The 16,649-nt window shown below is 65.0% G+C and carries 21 protein-coding genes; 13 read left to right on the forward strand and 8 right to left on the reverse strand.

Going from position 1 to position 16,649, the window contains the following annotated elements; translation table 11 throughout:
- Positions 1-52: 52 nt before the first annotated feature.
- Positions 53-508, reverse strand: a complete 456-nt coding sequence (locus QA649_RS19255; protein WP_283025561.1) for an iron-sulfur cluster assembly scaffold protein — start codon at positions 506-508, stop codon at positions 53-55.
- 252 nt (positions 509-760) lie between these two features.
- On the opposite strand from QA649_RS19255, the gene folE reads away from it, so the two are divergent.
- The 4 genes from folE to QA649_RS19275 all read left to right on the forward strand — a co-directional run bounded on the left by folE (position 761) and on the right by QA649_RS19275 (position 4,538).
- A complete protein-coding gene (gene folE, locus QA649_RS19260; RefSeq protein WP_283025562.1) occupies positions 761-1,441 on the forward strand; it encodes a GTP cyclohydrolase I FolE in 681 nt (226 codons plus the stop codon).
- A 27-nt stretch (positions 1,442-1,468) separates the two neighbouring features.
- On the forward strand, positions 1,469-1,891 hold the full coding sequence (hisI, locus tag QA649_RS19265) for a phosphoribosyl-AMP cyclohydrolase (RefSeq protein ID WP_283025563.1): 423 nt from the start codon (positions 1,469-1,471) through the stop codon (positions 1,889-1,891).
- Between the two features lie 121 nt (positions 1,892-2,012).
- A complete protein-coding gene (locus tag QA649_RS19270) occupies positions 2,013-3,074 on the forward strand; it encodes a lytic transglycosylase domain-containing protein (protein WP_283026054.1) in 1,062 nt (353 codons plus the stop codon).
- A 288-nt stretch (positions 3,075-3,362) separates the two neighbouring features.
- Positions 3,363-4,538, forward strand: a complete 1,176-nt coding sequence (locus tag QA649_RS19275) for a DUF2336 domain-containing protein (protein ID WP_283025564.1) — start codon at positions 3,363-3,365, stop codon at positions 4,536-4,538.
- 224 nt (positions 4,539-4,762) lie between these two features.
- Here the strand turns inward: QA649_RS19275 and QA649_RS19280 are convergent, their stop codons facing one another.
- Both QA649_RS19280 and QA649_RS19285 read right to left on the reverse strand, forming a co-directional pair.
- Positions 4,763-5,341, reverse strand: coding sequence for an Hpt domain-containing protein (locus tag QA649_RS19280; protein WP_283025565.1), 579 nt, complete (start codon positions 5,339-5,341; stop codon positions 4,763-4,765).
- A 28-nt stretch (positions 5,342-5,369) separates the two neighbouring features.
- Positions 5,370-5,915 (reverse strand): response regulator, encoded by a 546-nt coding sequence (locus QA649_RS19285; RefSeq protein WP_008549760.1) that lies wholly within the window; start codon positions 5,913-5,915, stop codon positions 5,370-5,372.
- Positions 5,916-6,086: 171 nt separating this feature from the next.
- Here QA649_RS19285 and QA649_RS19290 point away from each other — a divergent pair, with 171 nt between their 5' ends.
- From QA649_RS19290 to QA649_RS19300, 3 genes are read left to right on the forward strand one after another with little or no spacing between them, the layout of a single operon-like run.
- On the forward strand, positions 6,087-6,650 hold the full coding sequence (locus QA649_RS19290) for a DUF2975 domain-containing protein (RefSeq protein WP_283025566.1): 564 nt from the start codon (positions 6,087-6,089) through the stop codon (positions 6,648-6,650).
- A 2-nt stretch (positions 6,651-6,652) separates the two neighbouring features.
- On the forward strand, positions 6,653-6,907 hold the full coding sequence (locus QA649_RS19295) for a helix-turn-helix transcriptional regulator (RefSeq protein ID WP_283025567.1): 255 nt from the start codon (positions 6,653-6,655) through the stop codon (positions 6,905-6,907).
- 36 nt (positions 6,908-6,943) lie between these two features.
- Complete coding sequence (locus QA649_RS19300) at positions 6,944-7,525, forward strand: hypothetical protein (RefSeq protein WP_283025568.1); 582 nt, start codon at positions 6,944-6,946, stop codon at positions 7,523-7,525.
- 13 nt (positions 7,526-7,538) lie between these two features.
- Here QA649_RS19300 and QA649_RS19305 read toward each other — a convergent pair whose 3' ends face one another.
- Positions 7,539-8,318 carry an NAD kinase gene (locus QA649_RS19305; protein ID WP_283025569.1) on the reverse strand — a complete coding sequence of 260 codons (780 nt, stop codon included), beginning with the start codon at positions 8,316-8,318 and terminating at the stop codon, positions 7,539-7,541.
- A gap of 245 nt (positions 8,319-8,563) precedes the next feature.
- On the opposite strand from QA649_RS19305, the gene QA649_RS19310 reads away from it, so the two are divergent.
- The gene (locus QA649_RS19310; RefSeq protein ID WP_283025570.1) at positions 8,564-10,129 is read left to right on the forward strand and encodes a peptidase S10; all 1,566 of its coding nucleotides are present in this window, start codon (positions 8,564-8,566) and stop codon (positions 10,127-10,129) included.
- Here QA649_RS19310 and QA649_RS19315 read toward each other — a convergent pair.
- Complete coding sequence (locus QA649_RS19315) at positions 10,116-11,504, reverse strand: serine hydrolase domain-containing protein (protein ID WP_283025571.1); 1,389 nt, start codon at positions 11,502-11,504, stop codon at positions 10,116-10,118. The two genes, QA649_RS19310 and QA649_RS19315, sit on opposite strands and share 14 nt — an antisense overlap.
- Positions 11,505-11,607: 103 nt before the next feature.
- Entirely contained in the window at positions 11,608-12,150 is a 543-nt protein-coding gene (locus tag QA649_RS19320; RefSeq protein ID WP_283025572.1) for a tetratricopeptide repeat protein, read from the reverse strand.
- 251 nt (positions 12,151-12,401) lie between these two features.
- Between QA649_RS19320 and QA649_RS19325 the strand changes: the two genes are divergently transcribed.
- The 4 genes from QA649_RS19325 to QA649_RS42960 all read left to right on the forward strand — a co-directional run bounded on the left by QA649_RS19325 (position 12,402) and on the right by QA649_RS42960 (position 14,978).
- Positions 12,402-12,854, forward strand: a complete 453-nt coding sequence (locus QA649_RS19325; protein ID WP_283025573.1) for a hypothetical protein — start codon at positions 12,402-12,404, stop codon at positions 12,852-12,854.
- Positions 12,855-13,051: 197 nt separating this feature from the next.
- Positions 13,052-13,486 (forward strand): hypothetical protein, encoded by a 435-nt coding sequence (locus tag QA649_RS19330; protein WP_283025574.1) that lies wholly within the window; start codon positions 13,052-13,054, stop codon positions 13,484-13,486.
- A 286-nt stretch (positions 13,487-13,772) separates the two neighbouring features.
- Positions 13,773-14,480: an outer membrane protein gene (locus QA649_RS19335; protein WP_283025575.1), complete on the forward strand. Its 708-nt coding sequence runs from the start codon at positions 13,773-13,775 to the stop codon at positions 14,478-14,480.
- 255 nt (positions 14,481-14,735) lie between these two features.
- Positions 14,736-14,978, forward strand: a complete 243-nt coding sequence (locus QA649_RS42960; protein ID WP_018647149.1) for a DUF6719 family protein — start codon at positions 14,736-14,738, stop codon at positions 14,976-14,978.
- A gap of 23 nt (positions 14,979-15,001) precedes the next feature.
- Here QA649_RS42960 and QA649_RS19345 read toward each other — a convergent pair whose 3' ends face one another.
- The gene (locus tag QA649_RS19345) at positions 15,002-15,256 is read right to left on the reverse strand and encodes a hypothetical protein (protein WP_283025576.1); all 255 of its coding nucleotides are present in this window, start codon (positions 15,254-15,256) and stop codon (positions 15,002-15,004) included.
- Between the two features lie 800 nt (positions 15,257-16,056).
- Between QA649_RS19345 and QA649_RS19355 the strand changes: the two genes are divergently transcribed.
- A complete protein-coding gene (locus QA649_RS19355; protein WP_283025577.1) occupies positions 16,057-16,224 on the forward strand; it encodes a hypothetical protein in 168 nt (55 codons plus the stop codon).
- Between the two features lie 3 nt (positions 16,225-16,227).
- Here QA649_RS19355 and QA649_RS19360 read toward each other — a convergent pair whose 3' ends face one another.
- Positions 16,228-16,419 (reverse strand): hypothetical protein, encoded by a 192-nt coding sequence (locus tag QA649_RS19360; protein WP_283025578.1) that lies wholly within the window; start codon positions 16,417-16,419, stop codon positions 16,228-16,230.
- Between the last annotated feature and the right edge of the window lie 230 nt (positions 16,420-16,649).

Below are 16,649 nucleotides of genomic sequence, written 5' to 3' on the forward strand. Positions count from 1 at the left end.
CGGGATTCCGGGTTCGATGCTGCGCATCGCCCCGGAATGACGAACAAGGGTTTCAGCCCTGTGCCGCGGCCGGCTGCTTGGCCTTGGCCTCGATCTGACCGATCGCGTCGACCACCGCATCGAAGGTCAGCAGCGTCGAGGCGTGCCGTGCCTTGTAGTCACGGACAGGCTCAAGGAACTTGATCTCCTCCCATTTGCCTTGAGGAGGCGTGCCGTTCTCCTTGAGCATCTTGCGAACGGTTTCGCGTAACTCACGGAGTTCGCTCGCAGTCGAGCCGACCACGTGACTTGCCATGATGGATGAAGAGGCCTGTCCCAGCGCGCAGGCCTTCACGTCATGGGCGAAGTCGGTGACGGTGTCGCCATCCATCTTGAGGTCGACCTTCACGGTCGAGCCGCACAGCTTGGAGTGGGCGGTCGCGCTGGCATCGGGGGCCGACAGCCGCCCGAGGCGCGGAATATTCCCGGCCAGCTCGATGATCCGCTTGTTATAAATGTCGTTCAGCATGTGATGGAGTCCAACACGTCCACACCCACTTCCGGGCCGGATCGGCCTTGGCGGGCGCCGTCCACGGTCCTATATAGGGTCGGAACTGGTGGAAAAACAGTCCAGCGGTGCGGCGGCGGTGATCCCGATCTGCGCTATTGACGTTGTGACCGAAGGGCCTTTTCGCCAAAACTGTTCTCTTCAGGCGTCCGGCGGCTTGCCGCCCCGTCTGCCGGTGACACTCCGGCCACAAGGCCGTCGAACGGAGTAGACATGGACGCTACAATCAAGCCGATCCGCCCCAATAAGCAGCTCGAGAGCCGCCCGGCCGAGCTCGATCCTGCCGAATTCCTCGCGGCCGCCGTCCGCGCCGACCAGCCTCGCCCCGCGCGCGCCGAAGCCGAACAGGCGGTGAAGACGCTGCTCGCCTATATCGGCGAGAACACCCAGCGCGAGGGCCTCCTGGACACGCCGCGTCGCGTGGTCGAGGCCTTCGACGAACTCTATCAGGGCTATCACCAATGCCCGGCCGAGGTGCTCGACCGCACCTTCGGCGAGACCGCCGGCTATGATGATTTCGTGCTGGTGCGCGACATCGAGTTCACCTCGCAGTGCGAGCATCACATGATGCCGTTCTACGGCAAGGCGCACATCGCCTACACCCCGGTGGAACGCGTCGTCGGCCTGTCCAAGCTTGCCCGCCTGACCGACATTTTCGCCCGGCGGCTTCAGACCCAGGAACATCTGACGGCGCAGATCGCAGCCGCGATCGACGAGATCCTCAAGCCGCGCGGCGTTGCCGTGCTGATCGAGGCGGAGCATACCTGCATGTCGGTGCGCGGCGTCGCCAAGCACGGCGCCTCCACCTTCACCAGCCGCTACACCGGCATGTTCCGCGACAATCCGGCGGAGCAGGCCCGTTTCCTGTCCATGGTGCGAGGCCTGCAGCGCTGACCTCGCAAATCAACTCGCGAGGGTCCCGTGTCCGCTCACTCCCATGAGATCGAGGAAGGTCTTTCCTTCCAGCCGCGCTTCGACGCTGCCGGCCTCGTGACGGTCGTTGCTACCGACGTCGCCACCGGCGACGTGCTCATGGTCGCGCACATGAACGACGAGGCGCTGCGCAAGACCATCGCGACCGGTGAAGCCTGGTACTTCAGCCGCTCGCGCAATGCCTTGTGGCGAAAAGGTGAGACGTCAGGTCAGACCCAGCGCGTGGTCGAGATGCGCACCGATTGCGACCAGGACGCGGTCTGGATCCGTGTCGAGCAGATCGGTGCAGCCTGCCACACCGGCCGCCGGTCGTGCTTCTACCGCAAGGTCGAGGCCGAGGGCGGGGGAGCCAGGCTGGTGTTCACCGACGCGGACAGGCTGTTCGATCCGGATGCTGTTTATAAGAAGTAAGAGCCCGTCATTCCGTGCCTCGCACCTGCGGTGCGCCCCGGAATGACTCGGGGCGGGCGGCGAGCCGAATTAACCCCGCATTAACCATACCTGTCCCACGGTGAGACGACAGGGCGCCGAATTGCCGGCGTCGCTCAACGCCGCGCGGGGCGGGCACTCCATCATGTCGGTCGACAATTCCAGTGCCTCGCAGACGGCGGTTCTCGATCCGTCGCGGGCGCGCGTCGCCGGCGCGATCAAGCAGGCCTCGAACGTCTCCGGCGTCAGCTTCCAGTACATGCTGACCACCGCCAAGATGGAATCGGATTTCGATCCCACGGCGGGCGCCACCACCTCGTCCGCGCACGGGCTCTACCAGTTCATCGACCAGACCTGGCTCGGCACCGTGAAAGAGGCGGGGAGCCAGCTCGGCTACGGCAACTATGCTGACGCCATCACCAGGACGTCGTCCGGCACCTATACCGTTGACGACCCCTTCATGAAGCGGTCGATCATGAAGCTGCGCGACGATCCGGAGGCTGCATCCAGCATGGCCGCTGCGCTGACGCAGTCGAACAGCTTCAAGCTCACCGGCCTGCTTGGGCGCAGGCCGAGCGACAGCGAGCTCTACATGGCGCACTTCATGGGCGTCGGCGGGGCTGCAAAACTCATCGCCAATGCCGAGGACAATCCGCAAGCCGTCGGCGCGCGGCTGTTTCCCAACGCGGCATCCGCCAATCGCTCGATCTTCTATGCCAAGGACGGCCGCGCCCGCAGTGTCTCCGAGGTCTATTCGGTGCTCGATGCGCGCTATGCCAGCGCGGCCAATTCGAAATTGACGCGCAGTGCAATGGCGATGTATGGCGGCACGCCCTCGACCACTGAGGTTGCCAGCGCCAATGGCGTGCAGCCTACAGTGCCTGTGGTCGATAACGCGGCCTATCTCCAGACCTTCCCGAACACGCGCGCCGTGACGCCTGTCAGCGCGACGTCGTCAACGACGGTCGCCGACAATGCGCCGTCGACGCCAGTGTTTCGCTCGATCTATCAGCCCGGCGATGTCACGCAACCGGTCTCGGCGACGGTGCAGAAATTGTGGGGCAACAACGCCTCGCTCACCTCGGTCGCCTCGGCGACGCCGGACGTACGTCCGCCGCAGCCGCTCGATCTCTTCAGCGATCGCAGCGGCACGTTCAGCAGCTAACGCGCGCTCTCGTGTCCCGGACGCGCCGCGGCGCGCAAGCGCTGCTGCGCAGAGCCGGGACCCAGCAACAAGGACTGCTCTCGAACCATCTGGGCCCCGGCTCAGCAGCGCACCACTTGCGTGCTGCGCCGCGTCCGGGGCACGCGAGCAGGGCGTCTCGGTTCCCTTAACAAAACGTCAATAAAACCAGCCAGTTATGGTGAACGCTTTGTTAAGCGTCGTGGTTTATTTTGTGTTGCAGGTGACGAGCCGTCACCATTTTCGTTTGTTGTGTAAGCCGGAAGCAGCATGATTGTTCGGCAGTTTATCAATTGGATCAGGACCGCGCCCGCCGGGGAGCGGGCCGAGGCGACACGGGCGTTGGCCCGGGCCTGGCTGATCTCGGATCTTTCCACGGACGACCGCATCGCCGCCGAAGGCGCGCTTCTGATGCTGCTCGACGATCCCTCGCCGCTGGTGCGGCGGGCGATGGCCGAGGCGTTTGCGCGCAGCCCTGATGCGCCGGCGTCGATCGTGCGGGCACTGTCGGCGGACCAGCCGACCGTCGCGCTGCCCGTGCTCGAACATTCTCCGCTGCTGATCGATGCCGATCTCGTCGACATCGTCGCGACCGGCAATGACGAGGTGCAGTGCGCGGTCGCCCGCCGCATCGCGCTGCCGGTGTCGGTCTGCGCCGCCATCGCCGAAGTCGGCTGCGCAGCGTCGGCGCTCGAGCTGATCGAAAATCCGCATGCCGAGCTCGCGCCGTTCTCCTGGAATCGCATCGTCGAACGCCACGGCCATCTCGCCGCGATCCGCGAGGCGATGCTGGTGCTGGACGATCTGCCGGCCGCAACGCGCGCCGCGCTGGTGGCAAAGCTCTCGGAGACGCTGGCCCAGTTCGTCGTGGCACGGAACTGGCTGAGCGCCGACCGCGCCGAGCGCGTGACGATCGAGGCGCGCGACCGCTCCACCATCAACATCGCGGCACGCTCGCGCGGCGACGACATGCAGGGCCTGGTGCATCATTTGCGCGTCACCGGCCAACTGACCGCCGGTCTCATTCTGCGCGCGCTGCTGTCGAGCAATCTCGACCTGTTCGATGCGGCGCTGGCCGAGCTCGCCGACATGCCGCTGGCGCGCGTCACCGCGCTGCTGCACGACCGCGGCGGCAACAGCCTGCACGCACTGCTGCGCCGCGCCGGCCTTCCCGAGGCGACGTTTGCGGCGTTCCAGGTGGCACTCGATGCCTGCCACGAGCAGGGTTTTGTCGACAGCGACGACGGCGCGGCGCGGCTGCGCCGTCGCATGGTCGAGCGCGTGCTCACCCATTGCGAGACCGACCGCGGCGTCACCGAGCCGCTGATGGTCCTGCTCCGCCGCTTCGCCACCGAGTCGGCGCGCGAAGAGGCAAGGTTGTTCTGCGACGAGATCGTTGCGGATGATGCGATCGATCCGGTTTACGACGATCTGATCGCGGCCTAGCGAGATGCCGTAGGGCGGGCAAAGGCGCAAAGCGCCGTGCCCACCATCCATCAACGATAGCAACAGATGGTGGGCACGCTCCGCTTTGCCCACCCTACGATACTTATCGTACGGCTAGAGCACTTCGTCATTGCGAGCGCAGCGAAGCAATCCAGAATCCCGCCGCGGGAACAGTCTGGATTGTTTCGCTGCGCTCGCGATGACGAGAGGAGAGAGCTCGGCCCTTACTCCGCCGGCACGATGCTGGGCGCCAGGATCGCTTCGAGATGCTCGGGGCGGTCGCGGTTGACCTGGGTGAGATAGTCGTCGGCGACCTTGCGCAGGCGCCGGCTGAGCTCGGCGGAGACGCTGATGCTGTCGAGCCTAGTGTTCTCGTGCACGATGGCCAGGATGGCATTGATGTGGTGCGTGAACAGCTCGGCCGGTACCTTCTCCAGATCCGGCGCGTGCTCGATGACGCGGCACAGGCTCTCGGCGATTCCCGCTGCCGCCGGGAAGCCGAACGTCGCGGCATCGCCCTTGATGTCGTGCGCCGCGCGGAACAGCTCGTCGCGCCGCTCCTTGCTGAACCCCTCATTGCGGATGGCGACGTAGGCGGCCGACAGGCGGTTGACCTCGGTTGCCATCCAGTCCTTGAACTCGCCGGAGAGACCTGCGAGCGCCTGCTCGGCGCGGCTGACCGGGTCGTCCATGTCCTTCTCTTCGACGCGGCGCAGAACCTTGCGCAGCGGATTGGGCTGCGTGATCAATTGATGCGTGGCGAAGGCTTTGACCTCGATGTCCTTTGCGCTGTTCTTCGCCATGATGCCTGCCTCGTCTGAAGACGTTGCGCTAGATGGAGGAGCGGGCCTTGTCGAGCAGCGAGGGCTGCTGGAGCACCTCGTGCTTTTCGCCGACGCGGCGCTCGGGGCCCATATAGGCGGAGTTGGTGTTGCGGCGCCGGTCCGGGCCGAAATAGGTCTTGGTCTTGATGAAGGGGCGGGGATTGGCGACGACGTTGAGGATGCGCTGGTAGAGCCCCTTGGCCGAGATCGGCTTGGCCAGGAATTCGGTGACGCCGGCATCGCGCGCGACCGTGACGCGGCGCTTCTCGGAATGGCCGGTCAGCATGATGATCGGCGCGTAAGGGTTGCCCTTGGATTCCGGCTGCCGGATCATCTGCGCGAGCTCGAGCCCGTCGAAGATCGGCATCGCCCAGTCGGTGATGACGATGTCGGGCACGTAATGGCTGTACATTTCCAGCGCCGTGGCGCCGTCTTCGGCTTCATAGACTTCGCGCGCGCCGAACGAATGCAGCAGCGTGCGCAGGATGCGGCGCATGTGCGGATTGTCGTCGCAGACGAGGAAGCGCAGCTTGTTGAAATCGATGCGAAACATGACGCCTGGGCCAGAGCGGTCAACCTTCGTTAACCATATCGCGCCGGGAGTTAATGAAGGGTTGCCGCTGCGTCTGGCGGGGCCTCGGAGGAGGGCATTGGCTTATATCGTAATTCTGCCATTTTTTATCGTAAAACAATAAAAATATTCGGTCGAGCAGGAGCTAATCCGATGAGTGTGATCGCGTTTCCTTATCCTGTCCCGGCCGAACCGCGGCTCCGGCGCATCGGGCGGATCGTGGCCGTCGGTGCGCTTCTCTGCGTCGCGGGCGCGGTGCTTGCGGTGCCGCTGCTCTGGTCGAGCGACGAGGTGCTCAGGCACTGGATCGCTAGCCAGTCTCCGCTCGGCGCGCGGCCGTTCACGCTCAATCTCGATACGCGCTTGGTCGGCGCGCTGATCAGCCTGGTCGGGCTTGCGCCCGTCATCTACGCATTGCTCCAGCTCTCGATGCTGTTCTCCCGTTTTGCGCGCGGTGAGGTCTTCGCAACCGACAATGCCTGGCGCATTCGCCGCATGGGTCTCGCGCTGATCGTCAACGCGCTGATTTCGCCGCTGGTGCAGATGCTGACCACGGTCAACCTGACGCGGGCCAACCAGCCTGGCCAGATCGTCGTGATGTTCGGCATCGAGCAGTCGCACGTGCTGTCGGTGCTGAGCGGCCTTGCGCTGATCGCCTTCGCGACCGTGATGGCCGATGCCGTTCGCCTCTGGCACGAGAACAGCGAGATCATCTGACCATGCCGATCATCGTCAATCTCGACGTCATGCTCGCCAGGCGCAAGATCAGGTCGCGCGAGCTCGCGGCGCGCATCGAGCTCACGGAAGCGAACGTCTCGCTGCTGAAGTCGGGGAAGGTGAGGGGCATCCGTTTCGACACGTTGGAGCGGATCTGCGCCGTGCTCGACTGCCAGCCCGGCGACATCCTGGAATATGTGCCTGACAACGCGGACGACGCGCTGGAGCCGCGCGCCGCCGGTCGAAAGTCGGCTTAGCCAACTCCGTTTCAACTCCAGCTTGGAGACGCTACGATGAACCGCCATGCGCGCGTTCTTGCGAGCGCGGCTGCGCTCATGCTTGCCGGATGCAGCTCGGTGCCGCTGACGTCGATCCCGCCGCTGGCCCGCATCGACGCCAAGACGACGGACCTGTCGATGCTGCGCGTCGCGGTGCAATTGCCCGACGCTCTGCGGCCGCGTTCGGGCGGGGTCAAGCTAGACGTCGTCACCAAAGTGGCGGGGGAGGCGGAGGCCAAGACGAGCTTTGCCATGATGGAGCTGAGTGCGCGCGAGCGGGGCGGCCTGCCGGCCCCGCCGCAGAGCTCCTCCATCTTTGCCTATCGCTTGTCGCCGGAAGATGCCGTGCGCTTCGAGGCGCTGCGCGCCTCGATGGTCGAGCAGGGGAAGAACGGCAAGCGCGGATCGATGGGGCTCGGCGTGGCCGCGAGGGAGTTCTGTCGCGCGAACGCAGGCCCGCAAGCCTTGCTGCTCGTGACGATCTATCTGATGACATCGGAGACGAAGAGCTTCATCCCCGTCGCCAAGGATTTCGACCTGCTGAGCGATCCCGCGATGGCGGGAGGCCTGGAGTCGCTTCAGCCTTGCGGGGCGTGATGCGCGCTCGGATTCAATAGCCGAACTGCTCGCGTAATATGCGCTCTTCCAGGCTGTGGCCGGGGTCGAACAGCATCCGCATCGAGATGCTCTTGTCCGAGAGCACCTCGACGCGCCGGACCCTGCGCACCTCTTCGTGGTCGGCGACGGCCGCGACGGGGCGCTTGTCGTCTTCCAGCACCTCGATCACGACATAGGCCGTGTTGGGCAGCAGGGCGCCGCGCCAGCGCCGCGGCCGGAAGGCGCTGATCGGTGTCAATGCCAGCAGGGCGGCGTTGATCGGCAGGATCGGGCCTTGGGCGGAGAGGTTGTATGCGGTCGAGCCTGCCGGCGTCGCCACGATGATGCCGTCGGCGATCAGCTCCGGCATGCGCTCGCGCTCGTCGATCAGGATCCGCAAGCGCGCCGCCTGGGAGGTCTGGCGGAACAGGTAGACCTCGTTGATGGCGTGGTGCAGGTGAACGCGGTCGTTGACGTCGGTCGCGCGCATCAAGAGCGGATTGATCTCGGATTCATGCGCCGTCTCGAGCCGTTGGCGCAGATCATGCGTCGAGTACTCGTTCATCAGGAAGCCGACCGTGCCGCGGTGCATGCCGTAGATCGGCTTTCCCGTGCGCATGTGGTGGTGCAGCGTCTGCAGCATCAGCCCGTCGCCGCCCAGCGCGACCACGACGTCGGCCTCGTCAGGATCGCAATTGCCATATTGCGCGGCGAGCTGGCCGAAAGCGGCCTGGGCCTCGCTGCTCGGACTGGCGACGAAGGCGATCCGGTCGTATCGCGATGGCTTGGTCATGGCTTTTCGGGCAGGCTCGCTGGCTCGAGAAAGTTCCGCCGGGTTCGTCTATACGAGGTGGGGCTCCATTGTCGAGGATGACCACCCTCCAAGGCAAACGGCACTGCCGGATTCGGGGCAAACCGGGTCGTTTCGAGCCCGATCGGCCTCTCAAGGGGGGCAGCGTCAATGATTCCCCAAACCGTCGCAATTCCGCGCTAGCCTTGCGGCCCCACCGGCTCTCACAGCCGAGCAGGAGAACGATCATGGTCACGAGCTTGCCGGCGCTGCGTTGCGCGGTCTTGGTGCTGGCGGTGTCGGCTTTCGCACTCGCAGGATTTGCGCGCGCGGATGATCCGCCGCAGCCGCGCTCCGAGACGACGGCGCCAGCCGGACAGAAGGGTGGGCGCGGTGGTGGCGCGCCAGGCGCGTCGCAGAGTTCGCCGTCCGCCGAGCCGCACCGTCTGCCGCCGGATTCGACCACGAAGCAAACGCTCGATCTGCCCGGCCGTGCCCTCAACTTCGCCGCGACGGCGGGCTCGATCCGCGTGTTCGACGGCAAGGGCGAGCCGCTGGCCGACATCGCCTACACGTCCTACGAGCTCGACGGGGCCGACCGCGCGACGCGCCCGGTGACCTTCCTGTTCAACGGCGGACCCGGCGCGTCCTCGGCCTGGCTCCAGTTCGGCGCCGCGGGTCCATGGCGGCTGCCGCTCGAGGGCGAAGCGCTGTCGCCGTCGGCCTCGCCCGAGGTGAAGCCGAACGCGGAAACCTGGCTCGACTTCACCGATCTCGTCTTCATCGACCCCGTCAGCACCGGCTACAGCCGGTTCGTTGCGAGCGGCGAGGATGCGCGCAAGTCGTTCTACTCGGTCGACGGCGACGTCAATTCGATCGCGCTCGTGATCCGCCGCTGGCTCGAGAAACACGACCGGCTGATCTCGCCGAAATACGTCGCCGGTGAAAGCTATGGCGGCATTCGCGGGCCGAAGGTCGTGCGCCAGTTGCAGCTCCAGCACGGCGTCGGCGTCAGGGGTTTGATCCTGGTGTCGCCGCTGCTCGACTTCCGCGAGTTCACCGGCACGAGCCTCCTGCAATATGTCGCGACGCTGCCGAGCTATGTCGCGGTGGCGCGCGAAGCCAGAGGCCCGGTCAAGCGCGCCGATCTCGCCGATGTCGAGGCTTACGCGCGCGGCGAATTCCTGGCTGACCTCGTCAAGGGCGAGGCCGACAAGGAAGCAACCACGCGCCTGGCCGACAAGGTCGCCGAGCTCACCGGCATCGACCAGGCAGTGAGCCGCAGGCTCGCCGGCCGCTTCGACGTCGGCGAATTCCGCCGCGAGTTCGACCGCAAGAACGGTAAGGTGACGGGACGTTACGACGGCTCGGTGCGCGGCTACGATCCCTATCCGGATTCGGGCAATTCCCGTTTCGGCGACCCTTCCGGCGATGCGCTCCAGGCGCCGCTGACGAGCGCCGCGGTCGATGTCCTCACGCGCAAGCTCAACTGGCGGCCCGATGGCTCCTACGAGGTCCTGAACGGTAGCGTCGAGGGCAGCTGGGATTTCGGCCGCGGCATCAACCCGCCGCAATCGGTGTCTGAACTCAGGCAAATCCTCGCCACCGACGCCAAGCTGAACGTGCTGGTCGCACACGGCCTTTTCGATCTCGCCACGCCCTATTTCGGAACGAAGCGGGTGCTTGACCAATTGCCTGGATTCGCGACCCGGCGCGTGAAATTCGCCGTCTATCCCGGCGGTCACATGTTCTATTCGCGCGACGGCTCGCGGCAGGCCTTGCGCGGTGAGGTCGAGGCGCTCATTCGGGAATAGGCCGCCGCTTGCGCGGCGGATAGCGGTGCGCAATCTCGCGTGCCACGACCTTTTCCGGCTTGACGTTGGCGCCTGCAAGCCAGATGTCGCTGACCTTGCCACGCCTGTCGCGCACGCGGCGCACCGGCTCGCCGTGACTCGAATAGCCGGCAGCCCAGGCGAGCTTGCCGGTATCGCGGCCGGTGACCTCGATCTCGCCGGCATCCATGAACGGAATGTTGAACTGCGGATTGGCGAGCAGCACGCGGTTGCCCATCGGCACCAGATCGGTCGCGCCCCACATCGTCCACCATCGCCCGCGCCAGTCGCGCACGCGGCGGTCGGGCGCACCGCGGGTCCTGAAGACGCGGAGGATCTGCATCGCGCCATCCATCCATAACGGCGCGGCGCCATCGAGGGAGTTGCTGAGGATGCTGATCGCGAGCCCACAGGCTGGAATCGCGCATGTCCGCGAGATATAGCCCTGGAAGCCGCCGCTATGGCCGAACCAGTCCCAGCTGTCGGTCTTGCCGGCATTGACGCCGAGACCGTAATAGGCCTCGAGGCTTTGCGGGATGCGCCAATGATGCCGCGTCATCTCGCGGCGGCTTGCGACCGAGAGCACGCTCTTTTTCGCGTTGGGTGCAAGCTGCGCGAAGAAGCGGGCGGTGTCGGCGGCGGTCGCGACGAAGCCTGCGGCCGAGGCCATGGCGTATGCGGGATTGTCGCCGGGGATCACGCAGCGCTCGCCGAATGGCAGTTTTCGCGTATGGCCGCGCGCAAACAGCGCCCCCTTGGGCAGCGGCGCATTCGGCTCGGTCTCGCGCAGTCCCGCGGGCTCGATGATCTCGCGCTTGATCCACACCGGGTAGGGCTCCTTCGTCACCGCTTCGATGACGAGACCGATCAGGGCAAAGCCGTGATTGGAATATTTGAAGCGCGTGCCAGGCTCGATCGCGGTCGGCAGCTTCAGCTCAGCGAGCAGCTCTTTGGCATTGAGATAGGAGCGGCTGTCGATGAACTGGCCGGAATCGGCGCCGTCGCGGGTCAGCCCCGCGCTGTGCGAGAGCACCTGTGCGATCGTCGTCTCGGCGACGCGCGGGTGCAGGCCGCCGACATATTGGCCGACCGCATCATCGAGCCGGAGCTTGCGCTGCTCACGCAGCTTCATGATGCCGGCGGAGGTGAAGCTCTTTGAGTGCGAGGCGATGCGGCAGCGATGGCGCGGGGTCAGCTTCTCGCCGGTGTCGAGATTGGCGAGGCCGAATGCGTGCTCGGCGACGATTTCGCCGCGATGGGCGAAGGCGACGATGACGCCGGGCTGCTGGATTGTCGTCTGCTGGAATTCGATCCAGGAGCCGATGTAGTCGATCGCGGATCGCAGCCACGTATCCATTGCGCACCAATTGTGAGGGAGGATTCGTGCGCGAAGGCTAGCCGAGAAAGCAGAACGGGCACAACCCCTGGGTTGTGCCCGTTCGTTCGAAGATGCGATGTCTTCAGTAGACCAGCGTCGCGCCGGTCGGCTTGTCGAGCGCTGCGGCGAGCGAGCGATATTCGGAGCTGTCGGTGCCGGCGAGCGATGCGATCTTGTTGAGGTGATACTGCGCCTGCTCGCGATTGCCCTGCTCGAGCTGCCAGAGCCCGTAATACTGCCAGGTGCGGACGTGGTTCGGGTCGTCCTTCAGCGCCAGCTCGTAATAGATCTTCGACGACTGATAGTCGCCGAGCTTGCGATAGGAATAGCCGATCAGGTTTGCGACGTCGGCGACGTCGTCGCGCTTGAGCGACTTCAGCTGGTCGATCGCGCCGGTGTAGTCGTGATTGTCGTAGATCGTGGTGTAGGCGGTGCGATAGGCCGCGAGGAATTTGGGATCGCTGACGGAGGAGCTCTTCTTCTTGCCCTTCTTGGACGAGGAGTCCGATTTCGGCGGCGAGGACGGCTCGTCGCTGCCAGCGGCGTAGGCGCTGGACAGCACCGGCGCGGCCGCCAGCGTCATGGCGACGAGGCCCGGCAAAACAAGCATTGAGAGTTTGCGCATCTAAGTTCTCCCGTATGGAACGTGGCGATCCTACACGATTGCCCGAAGACCGGAACACCCGGGAGGGGAAAACATTCCAGCTTCGCACGATCTAATCGCCCCGGCGCAGATGACAAACTTGTCATCCAGATGAACGGAAGCCTGCGATCGGCTTCAGAATGGGTTCAGCGCGCGGCGCCTAGGCTCCCACCTACGATCGAAGGGTCGGCGAGAGGGCGCCGCCTCAAGATCCTTCCAAGAGGAGACACACCATGTTGAAGACCATTTCCGCAGCCTTGCTTGCCGCCTCCGTGATCGCAGCCCCGGCCTTCGCCGCCGAAACCGCCAAGACCACCACGACCGCGCCGGTGATCAAGGCGGACCAGAGCCAGACCAAGGCATCGTCCACCGTGAAACCGGATGCCAGCATCAAGGCCGATGCCAAGACCTCGGACGTCAAGACTTCGGGTGCCAAGGCTTCCGACGCGAAGGCTTCCGACGCGAAGGCTCCCAATGCCAAGGCTCCCGATGCGAAGGCCGACGTCAAGGCGGATGCCAAGGTCGACACCAAGTCGAAGGCGATGAATGCGAACGCCGCGGTCACGCCCGACGAGCACAAGACCGTGCGGAAGCATCGTCATCACCACAAGCATCTGTCGGCGAAGAAGTCGCTGAAGACGCAGCCGGACGTCACCAAGCCGGCGACGACCGAGAAGCGCAGCTAACGACTGATCCCGCGCGGCGGCATCCCTGGCATTGCCCTGCTGCCGCGTGCGGAATTCAGGCCCGGCCCGCCGTTCGGCGTCTTGCGTGATAGCGCAAGGCTCCGGCAGCGGGCCGGTGCGCCTGCAGGCGAATTCCCTTCGCGCGACCTTGGGGCTAGAACGTCTTTCCGAGTCTGGGCGAGCGGAGAACGTGACCTGTGGGGCGATTGGCGAGACGTGCACTGAGCGCGGCATTGGTCCTGGCATTGCCGCTGGTGCTCGCGGCGTGTTTTGGCAGCGACGGGGACCGTCCAAGCCTGATGGATGGGACCCAGGCCGGAGGACCGCAGCCCTTTCCCGACAATTTCCGCAGCGACACGCTCGCCTTGATGCGCACCTATCTCAACAATCCGGTCGGCGTGCGCGAGGCCAGCATGGCCGAGCCGGTGCAACGGCCGGTCGGCGGCCGGCAGTTCTACATTAGTTGCCTGCGCTTCAACCCGCGTGAGACCGACGGCAGCTACAAGGGCGCACGCGAGCGCGCGGTGATTTTCGTCAATGGACGAGCTGATCGCGTCGTCGACAAAGCCAGCGAGCTCTGCGCCGGTGCGGTTTACGCACCCTTTCCGGAACTGGAAAAGATGACGCGGTAGCGCAAAGCCCGCCTTCATCGCCGGGTGCTAGAACGAGGGTGGCCGGAGCCGCTGGATCACATTTCGGCGAGCTTTGAACGAGGCGGATTTGCCTTGCGACTAATTGTTACGGCAGGCCTTGCGCAAACGACAAAATCGGTCGGTGCAAGGCGGCGTCGGAACAAAATCGCGATGTTGCCACCCCGTCACAGTTTGCGAACGATCAACGTTCCGGCATCGCCGCGAAGCAACCAAATTCACGCCACGTTGTTTGCTGAGGGTCGATTTTGAAAGAACGGGGATGGACATGAAGACGATTTTGCTGGGCGCAGTCGCCTTGCTTGCGCTGGCAGCGCCGGCCGCAGCGGCCGACATGCAGCCGCGCCCCTATACCAAGGCTCCGGCCCCCACGCCGCCGCAGGTGATCTACAACTGGACCGGTTTCTACATTGGCGGCCACGTCGGCGGCGCGTTTGCCGGCGACAGCAGCTTCCAGTCGAGCGACGCCCGCTTCCTGGGCGGCGTGCAGGGCGGCTTCGACTACCAGTTCGCGCCCAACTGGGTCGTGGGTGTCGAGGCCCAGTACTCCTGGCTGCCGACCAACAACAACGGTGTCACGTTCCCGCTGGGCACGCAGGTGACATCCAACACCGACCAGCTCGGGTCGGTGACCGGCCGGATCGGCTACACCTGGGGCCCGACGCTGCTCTACGCCAAGGGCGGTTACGCCTGGCGCAACGGCGGCCTTGGCGTCAACGTCGCCGGTGTCCCGCAGACCTTCACCGCGACCGGCAACAACAAGGACGGCTACACCGTCGGCGCCGGCCTCGAATACATGTTCGCGCCGAACTGGTCGGCCAAGGCCGAGTACCAGTACTACAACTTTGGCAGCACGACCTTCACCTCCGGGCCGGCCGACGTCGTCGGCGTCCGCGGCCGGGAAGACGAGCATACCGTCAAGGTCGGTGTGAACTACCGCTTCGGCTGGGGCGGTCCGGCAGCCACGCGTTACTGACCCGCCAAAGGCGATCCCCAGATCTGACAAAGGCCGGCTTCCCGCCGGCCTTTCGTTTGCCAGCTCCCGCTTGCCGGTCCGCTGTTTGCCTTGCGTGAACCATCTGGCGCGTCATTTGCAAGCAAACATTCCGGCACGCGCTTTCTCATGCGTGTCATGGGGCTGGCGTAAAGCAAAAATAATTTTTGCCGCTTACGGAACTCGCGCTCCGGAACGCGTTATTATGGGACTTCCCGGGCTGGTGGGACGACGGTCATGCGTATCTTGATGTCGGTAGTAGGGCTTGCGTGCTTCGTCGCCTTGCCGTGCTCTGCTCAAACAATCCTCAAATCCGAGCCTCTGATGTTGGCACCCTATGAGGTGGCCTTCGTCAAGGACGCCTCCTGTCCGTCCGGCAAGGTGCTGAAGGTCACCGGCGCAATCCGCGGGCTGCACCGCCGCAAGGCCTGCGTGGTGCTGGCTGGCGAGCAGGCCTCCCTCGCGACCGCGACGCCCTGATCCCTCCCGCCTTCCGCCCGACCTCAGGAATTCAGCTCGAGCTCCATCCTGGACTCGCGCTCGGCCTCGGCCTTGTTCCTGGCGGGGTCCTCTCCTTGGGCGGCGCGGCAGGGCTTGATCTCGTAGTCGTTGTCGAGCACCCGGCGCGGTCCGGCGCGCTCGTCATCTGCGCTGACATCCACGACCAGACCACTCCGCTGCGCCAACCCCCAGACGTCGGACTCGTCGGGATAGGCCTTGCTGATTTGGGCGTCGTTGCAGAACAGGGCGTAGGGCATTTCTCTTTCCGCTCCCGGAAAGCGCATTAACGAATTCCCCGGCGAGGTGTTCCGGCCGGTAACGCGATCACGGAGCCGTGATCGGGGCGGTCAGGCCCTGAGTCGTAAACGAGTCCTGAATCCCCAAAAAAAGAATCCCTGGGACTCTCCGGCCGGAATCAGCGGATGTTTCGGCCATGACGAGCGACCTCAAAACCTCCTGCGGGCACATGCTCCTGCCGTTGACGCTGGCGTTGTTCGGCGCCTGTGCAGCCAATCTCTGCCTGGTGTGGTCCTGGCTGTAAGTCCCTGAAGGACGGCCGCTGCCCTACTTTTCGGCCGGCGGAGAAGGGCCGACGTCGCGGAGGGCGGCGCGAAGCTTTGTCAGGGTCGCCGCGCAATATTCCTCGCGTTCGCGCTCGAACCGCTCCTGATGCTTGCGGAAATTCGCGATCCTGGCCTGCATCTCGGTGCGGAAATCGCCACCGGGGCGGGGCGGCGGGATCTGGACGGGCTGAGGTTGGGGGCGGGTGGAGCTACGGCCGGTGGCAGGTCGGTTTCGATCGCAACAGCCTGCACGGTCACGATCTCCGTGGTAACCGCGAATGCAGCAGGCGGGCGCTCCGGCGGATGGAGCTCATCCCTCTTGCCGGTTACCGATTGGACGAAGGCCAGTGTCTGCGCGATTAGTGCGTCGCGCTCCGCGATCCACTTCATGGGCGACCCCTGTCGAGCCATTCCATCAAAGCTCGAGGGTCGAATCAAGGAGGTAATCCAGCAAGGGGATTGCATATTTTTCCCGGTCGCCCGACAGTGGGCGGATGGATGCCGGGAAAGAAGAAGAGTCGCTCGAAGTGGAGGGCTTGAGGCTTGTGCGTGCCTTCCTCTCGCTGCCGCCCGACAAGCGGGCGGAGGTGATCGCACTCGTCGAGGAGCTGGCCCGTATTCATGCCGAGGCCGAGGAGGCCGAAGGCACGCCGGCGAGGTGAGCGCTATCGGTCGCGCGGTTTGACGTTCGGCACGAAGGGCGCGCCGACCACCCGGACCGCCGGCGGCGCAGCGACATCGGCAGATTTGCTCTCCGCGACCCGCCTCTCCGGCGCCCGTCCAAAGACGGGCTCGAGCAGCGCAAGTGTGCCGGCCACGACGGCGCAGCAAAGCGTCACCGCTCCCAACAGAAACATGTTTCGATCTTCTTCCCGGATTCGCATCGGGCCGAAAACGATCGACGCTGAGGATTGGTTCCGGTCGGCCGGGCGCCACCAGATGCCGGCAAAATGCGCCCAAGCTTACGCGAAGCTTACGGGCGGGCAGCGGAAGGTTATTTTTCCGTAAGACGACCCGGCCATTTGGTATCAAATTTTAACGTCCGCCGGGTTCCAATGCACGTTGCTGGGATTACGCCCTGCCCGAA

Source organism: Bradyrhizobium sp. CB1717, from assembly GCF_029714325.1.
Taxonomy (GTDB): Bacteria; Pseudomonadota; Alphaproteobacteria; order Rhizobiales; family Xanthobacteraceae; genus Bradyrhizobium.

Bases quoted from the DNA above. Each gene is read 5' to 3' on its own strand.
- QA649_RS19255 (WP_283025561.1), bottom strand. From the start codon at position 508: ATGCTGAACGACATTTATAACAAGCGGATCATCGAGCTGGCCGGGAAT.
- folE (WP_283025562.1), top strand. From the start codon at position 761: ATGGACGCTACAATCAAGCCGATCCGCCCCAATAAGCAGCTCGAGAGC.
- QA649_RS19275 (WP_283025564.1), top strand. From the start codon at position 3,363: ATGATTGTTCGGCAGTTTATCAATTGGATCAGGACCGCGCCCGCCGGG.
- QA649_RS19280 (WP_283025565.1), bottom strand. From the start codon at position 5,341: ATGGCGAAGAACAGCGCAAAGGACATCGAGGTCAAAGCCTTCGCCACG.
- QA649_RS19285 (WP_008549760.1), bottom strand. From the start codon at position 5,915: ATGTTTCGCATCGATTTCAACAAGCTGCGCTTCCTCGTCTGCGACGAC.
- QA649_RS19290 (WP_283025566.1), top strand. From the start codon at position 6,087: ATGAGTGTGATCGCGTTTCCTTATCCTGTCCCGGCCGAACCGCGGCTC.
- QA649_RS19295 (WP_283025567.1), top strand. From the start codon at position 6,653: ATGCCGATCATCGTCAATCTCGACGTCATGCTCGCCAGGCGCAAGATC.
- QA649_RS19300 (WP_283025568.1), top strand. From the start codon at position 6,944: ATGAACCGCCATGCGCGCGTTCTTGCGAGCGCGGCTGCGCTCATGCTT.
- QA649_RS19305 (WP_283025569.1), bottom strand. From the start codon at position 8,318: ATGACCAAGCCATCGCGATACGACCGGATCGCCTTCGTCGCCAGTCCG.
- QA649_RS19310 (WP_283025570.1), top strand. From the start codon at position 8,564: ATGGTCACGAGCTTGCCGGCGCTGCGTTGCGCGGTCTTGGTGCTGGCG.
- QA649_RS19315 (WP_283025571.1), bottom strand. From the start codon at position 11,504: ATGGATACGTGGCTGCGATCCGCGATCGACTACATCGGCTCCTGGATC.
- QA649_RS19320 (WP_283025572.1), bottom strand. From the start codon at position 12,150: ATGCGCAAACTCTCAATGCTTGTTTTGCCGGGCCTCGTCGCCATGACG.
- QA649_RS19325 (WP_283025573.1), top strand. From the start codon at position 12,402: ATGTTGAAGACCATTTCCGCAGCCTTGCTTGCCGCCTCCGTGATCGCA.
- QA649_RS19335 (WP_283025575.1), top strand. From the start codon at position 13,773: ATGAAGACGATTTTGCTGGGCGCAGTCGCCTTGCTTGCGCTGGCAGCG.
- QA649_RS42960 (WP_018647149.1), top strand. From the start codon at position 14,736: ATGCGTATCTTGATGTCGGTAGTAGGGCTTGCGTGCTTCGTCGCCTTG.
- QA649_RS19345 (WP_283025576.1), bottom strand. From the start codon at position 15,256: ATGCCCTACGCCCTGTTCTGCAACGACGCCCAAATCAGCAAGGCCTAT.
- QA649_RS19355 (WP_283025577.1), top strand. From the start codon at position 16,057: ATGGATGCCGGGAAAGAAGAAGAGTCGCTCGAAGTGGAGGGCTTGAGG.
- QA649_RS19360 (WP_283025578.1), bottom strand. From the start codon at position 16,419: ATGTTTCTGTTGGGAGCGGTGACGCTTTGCTGCGCCGTCGTGGCCGGC.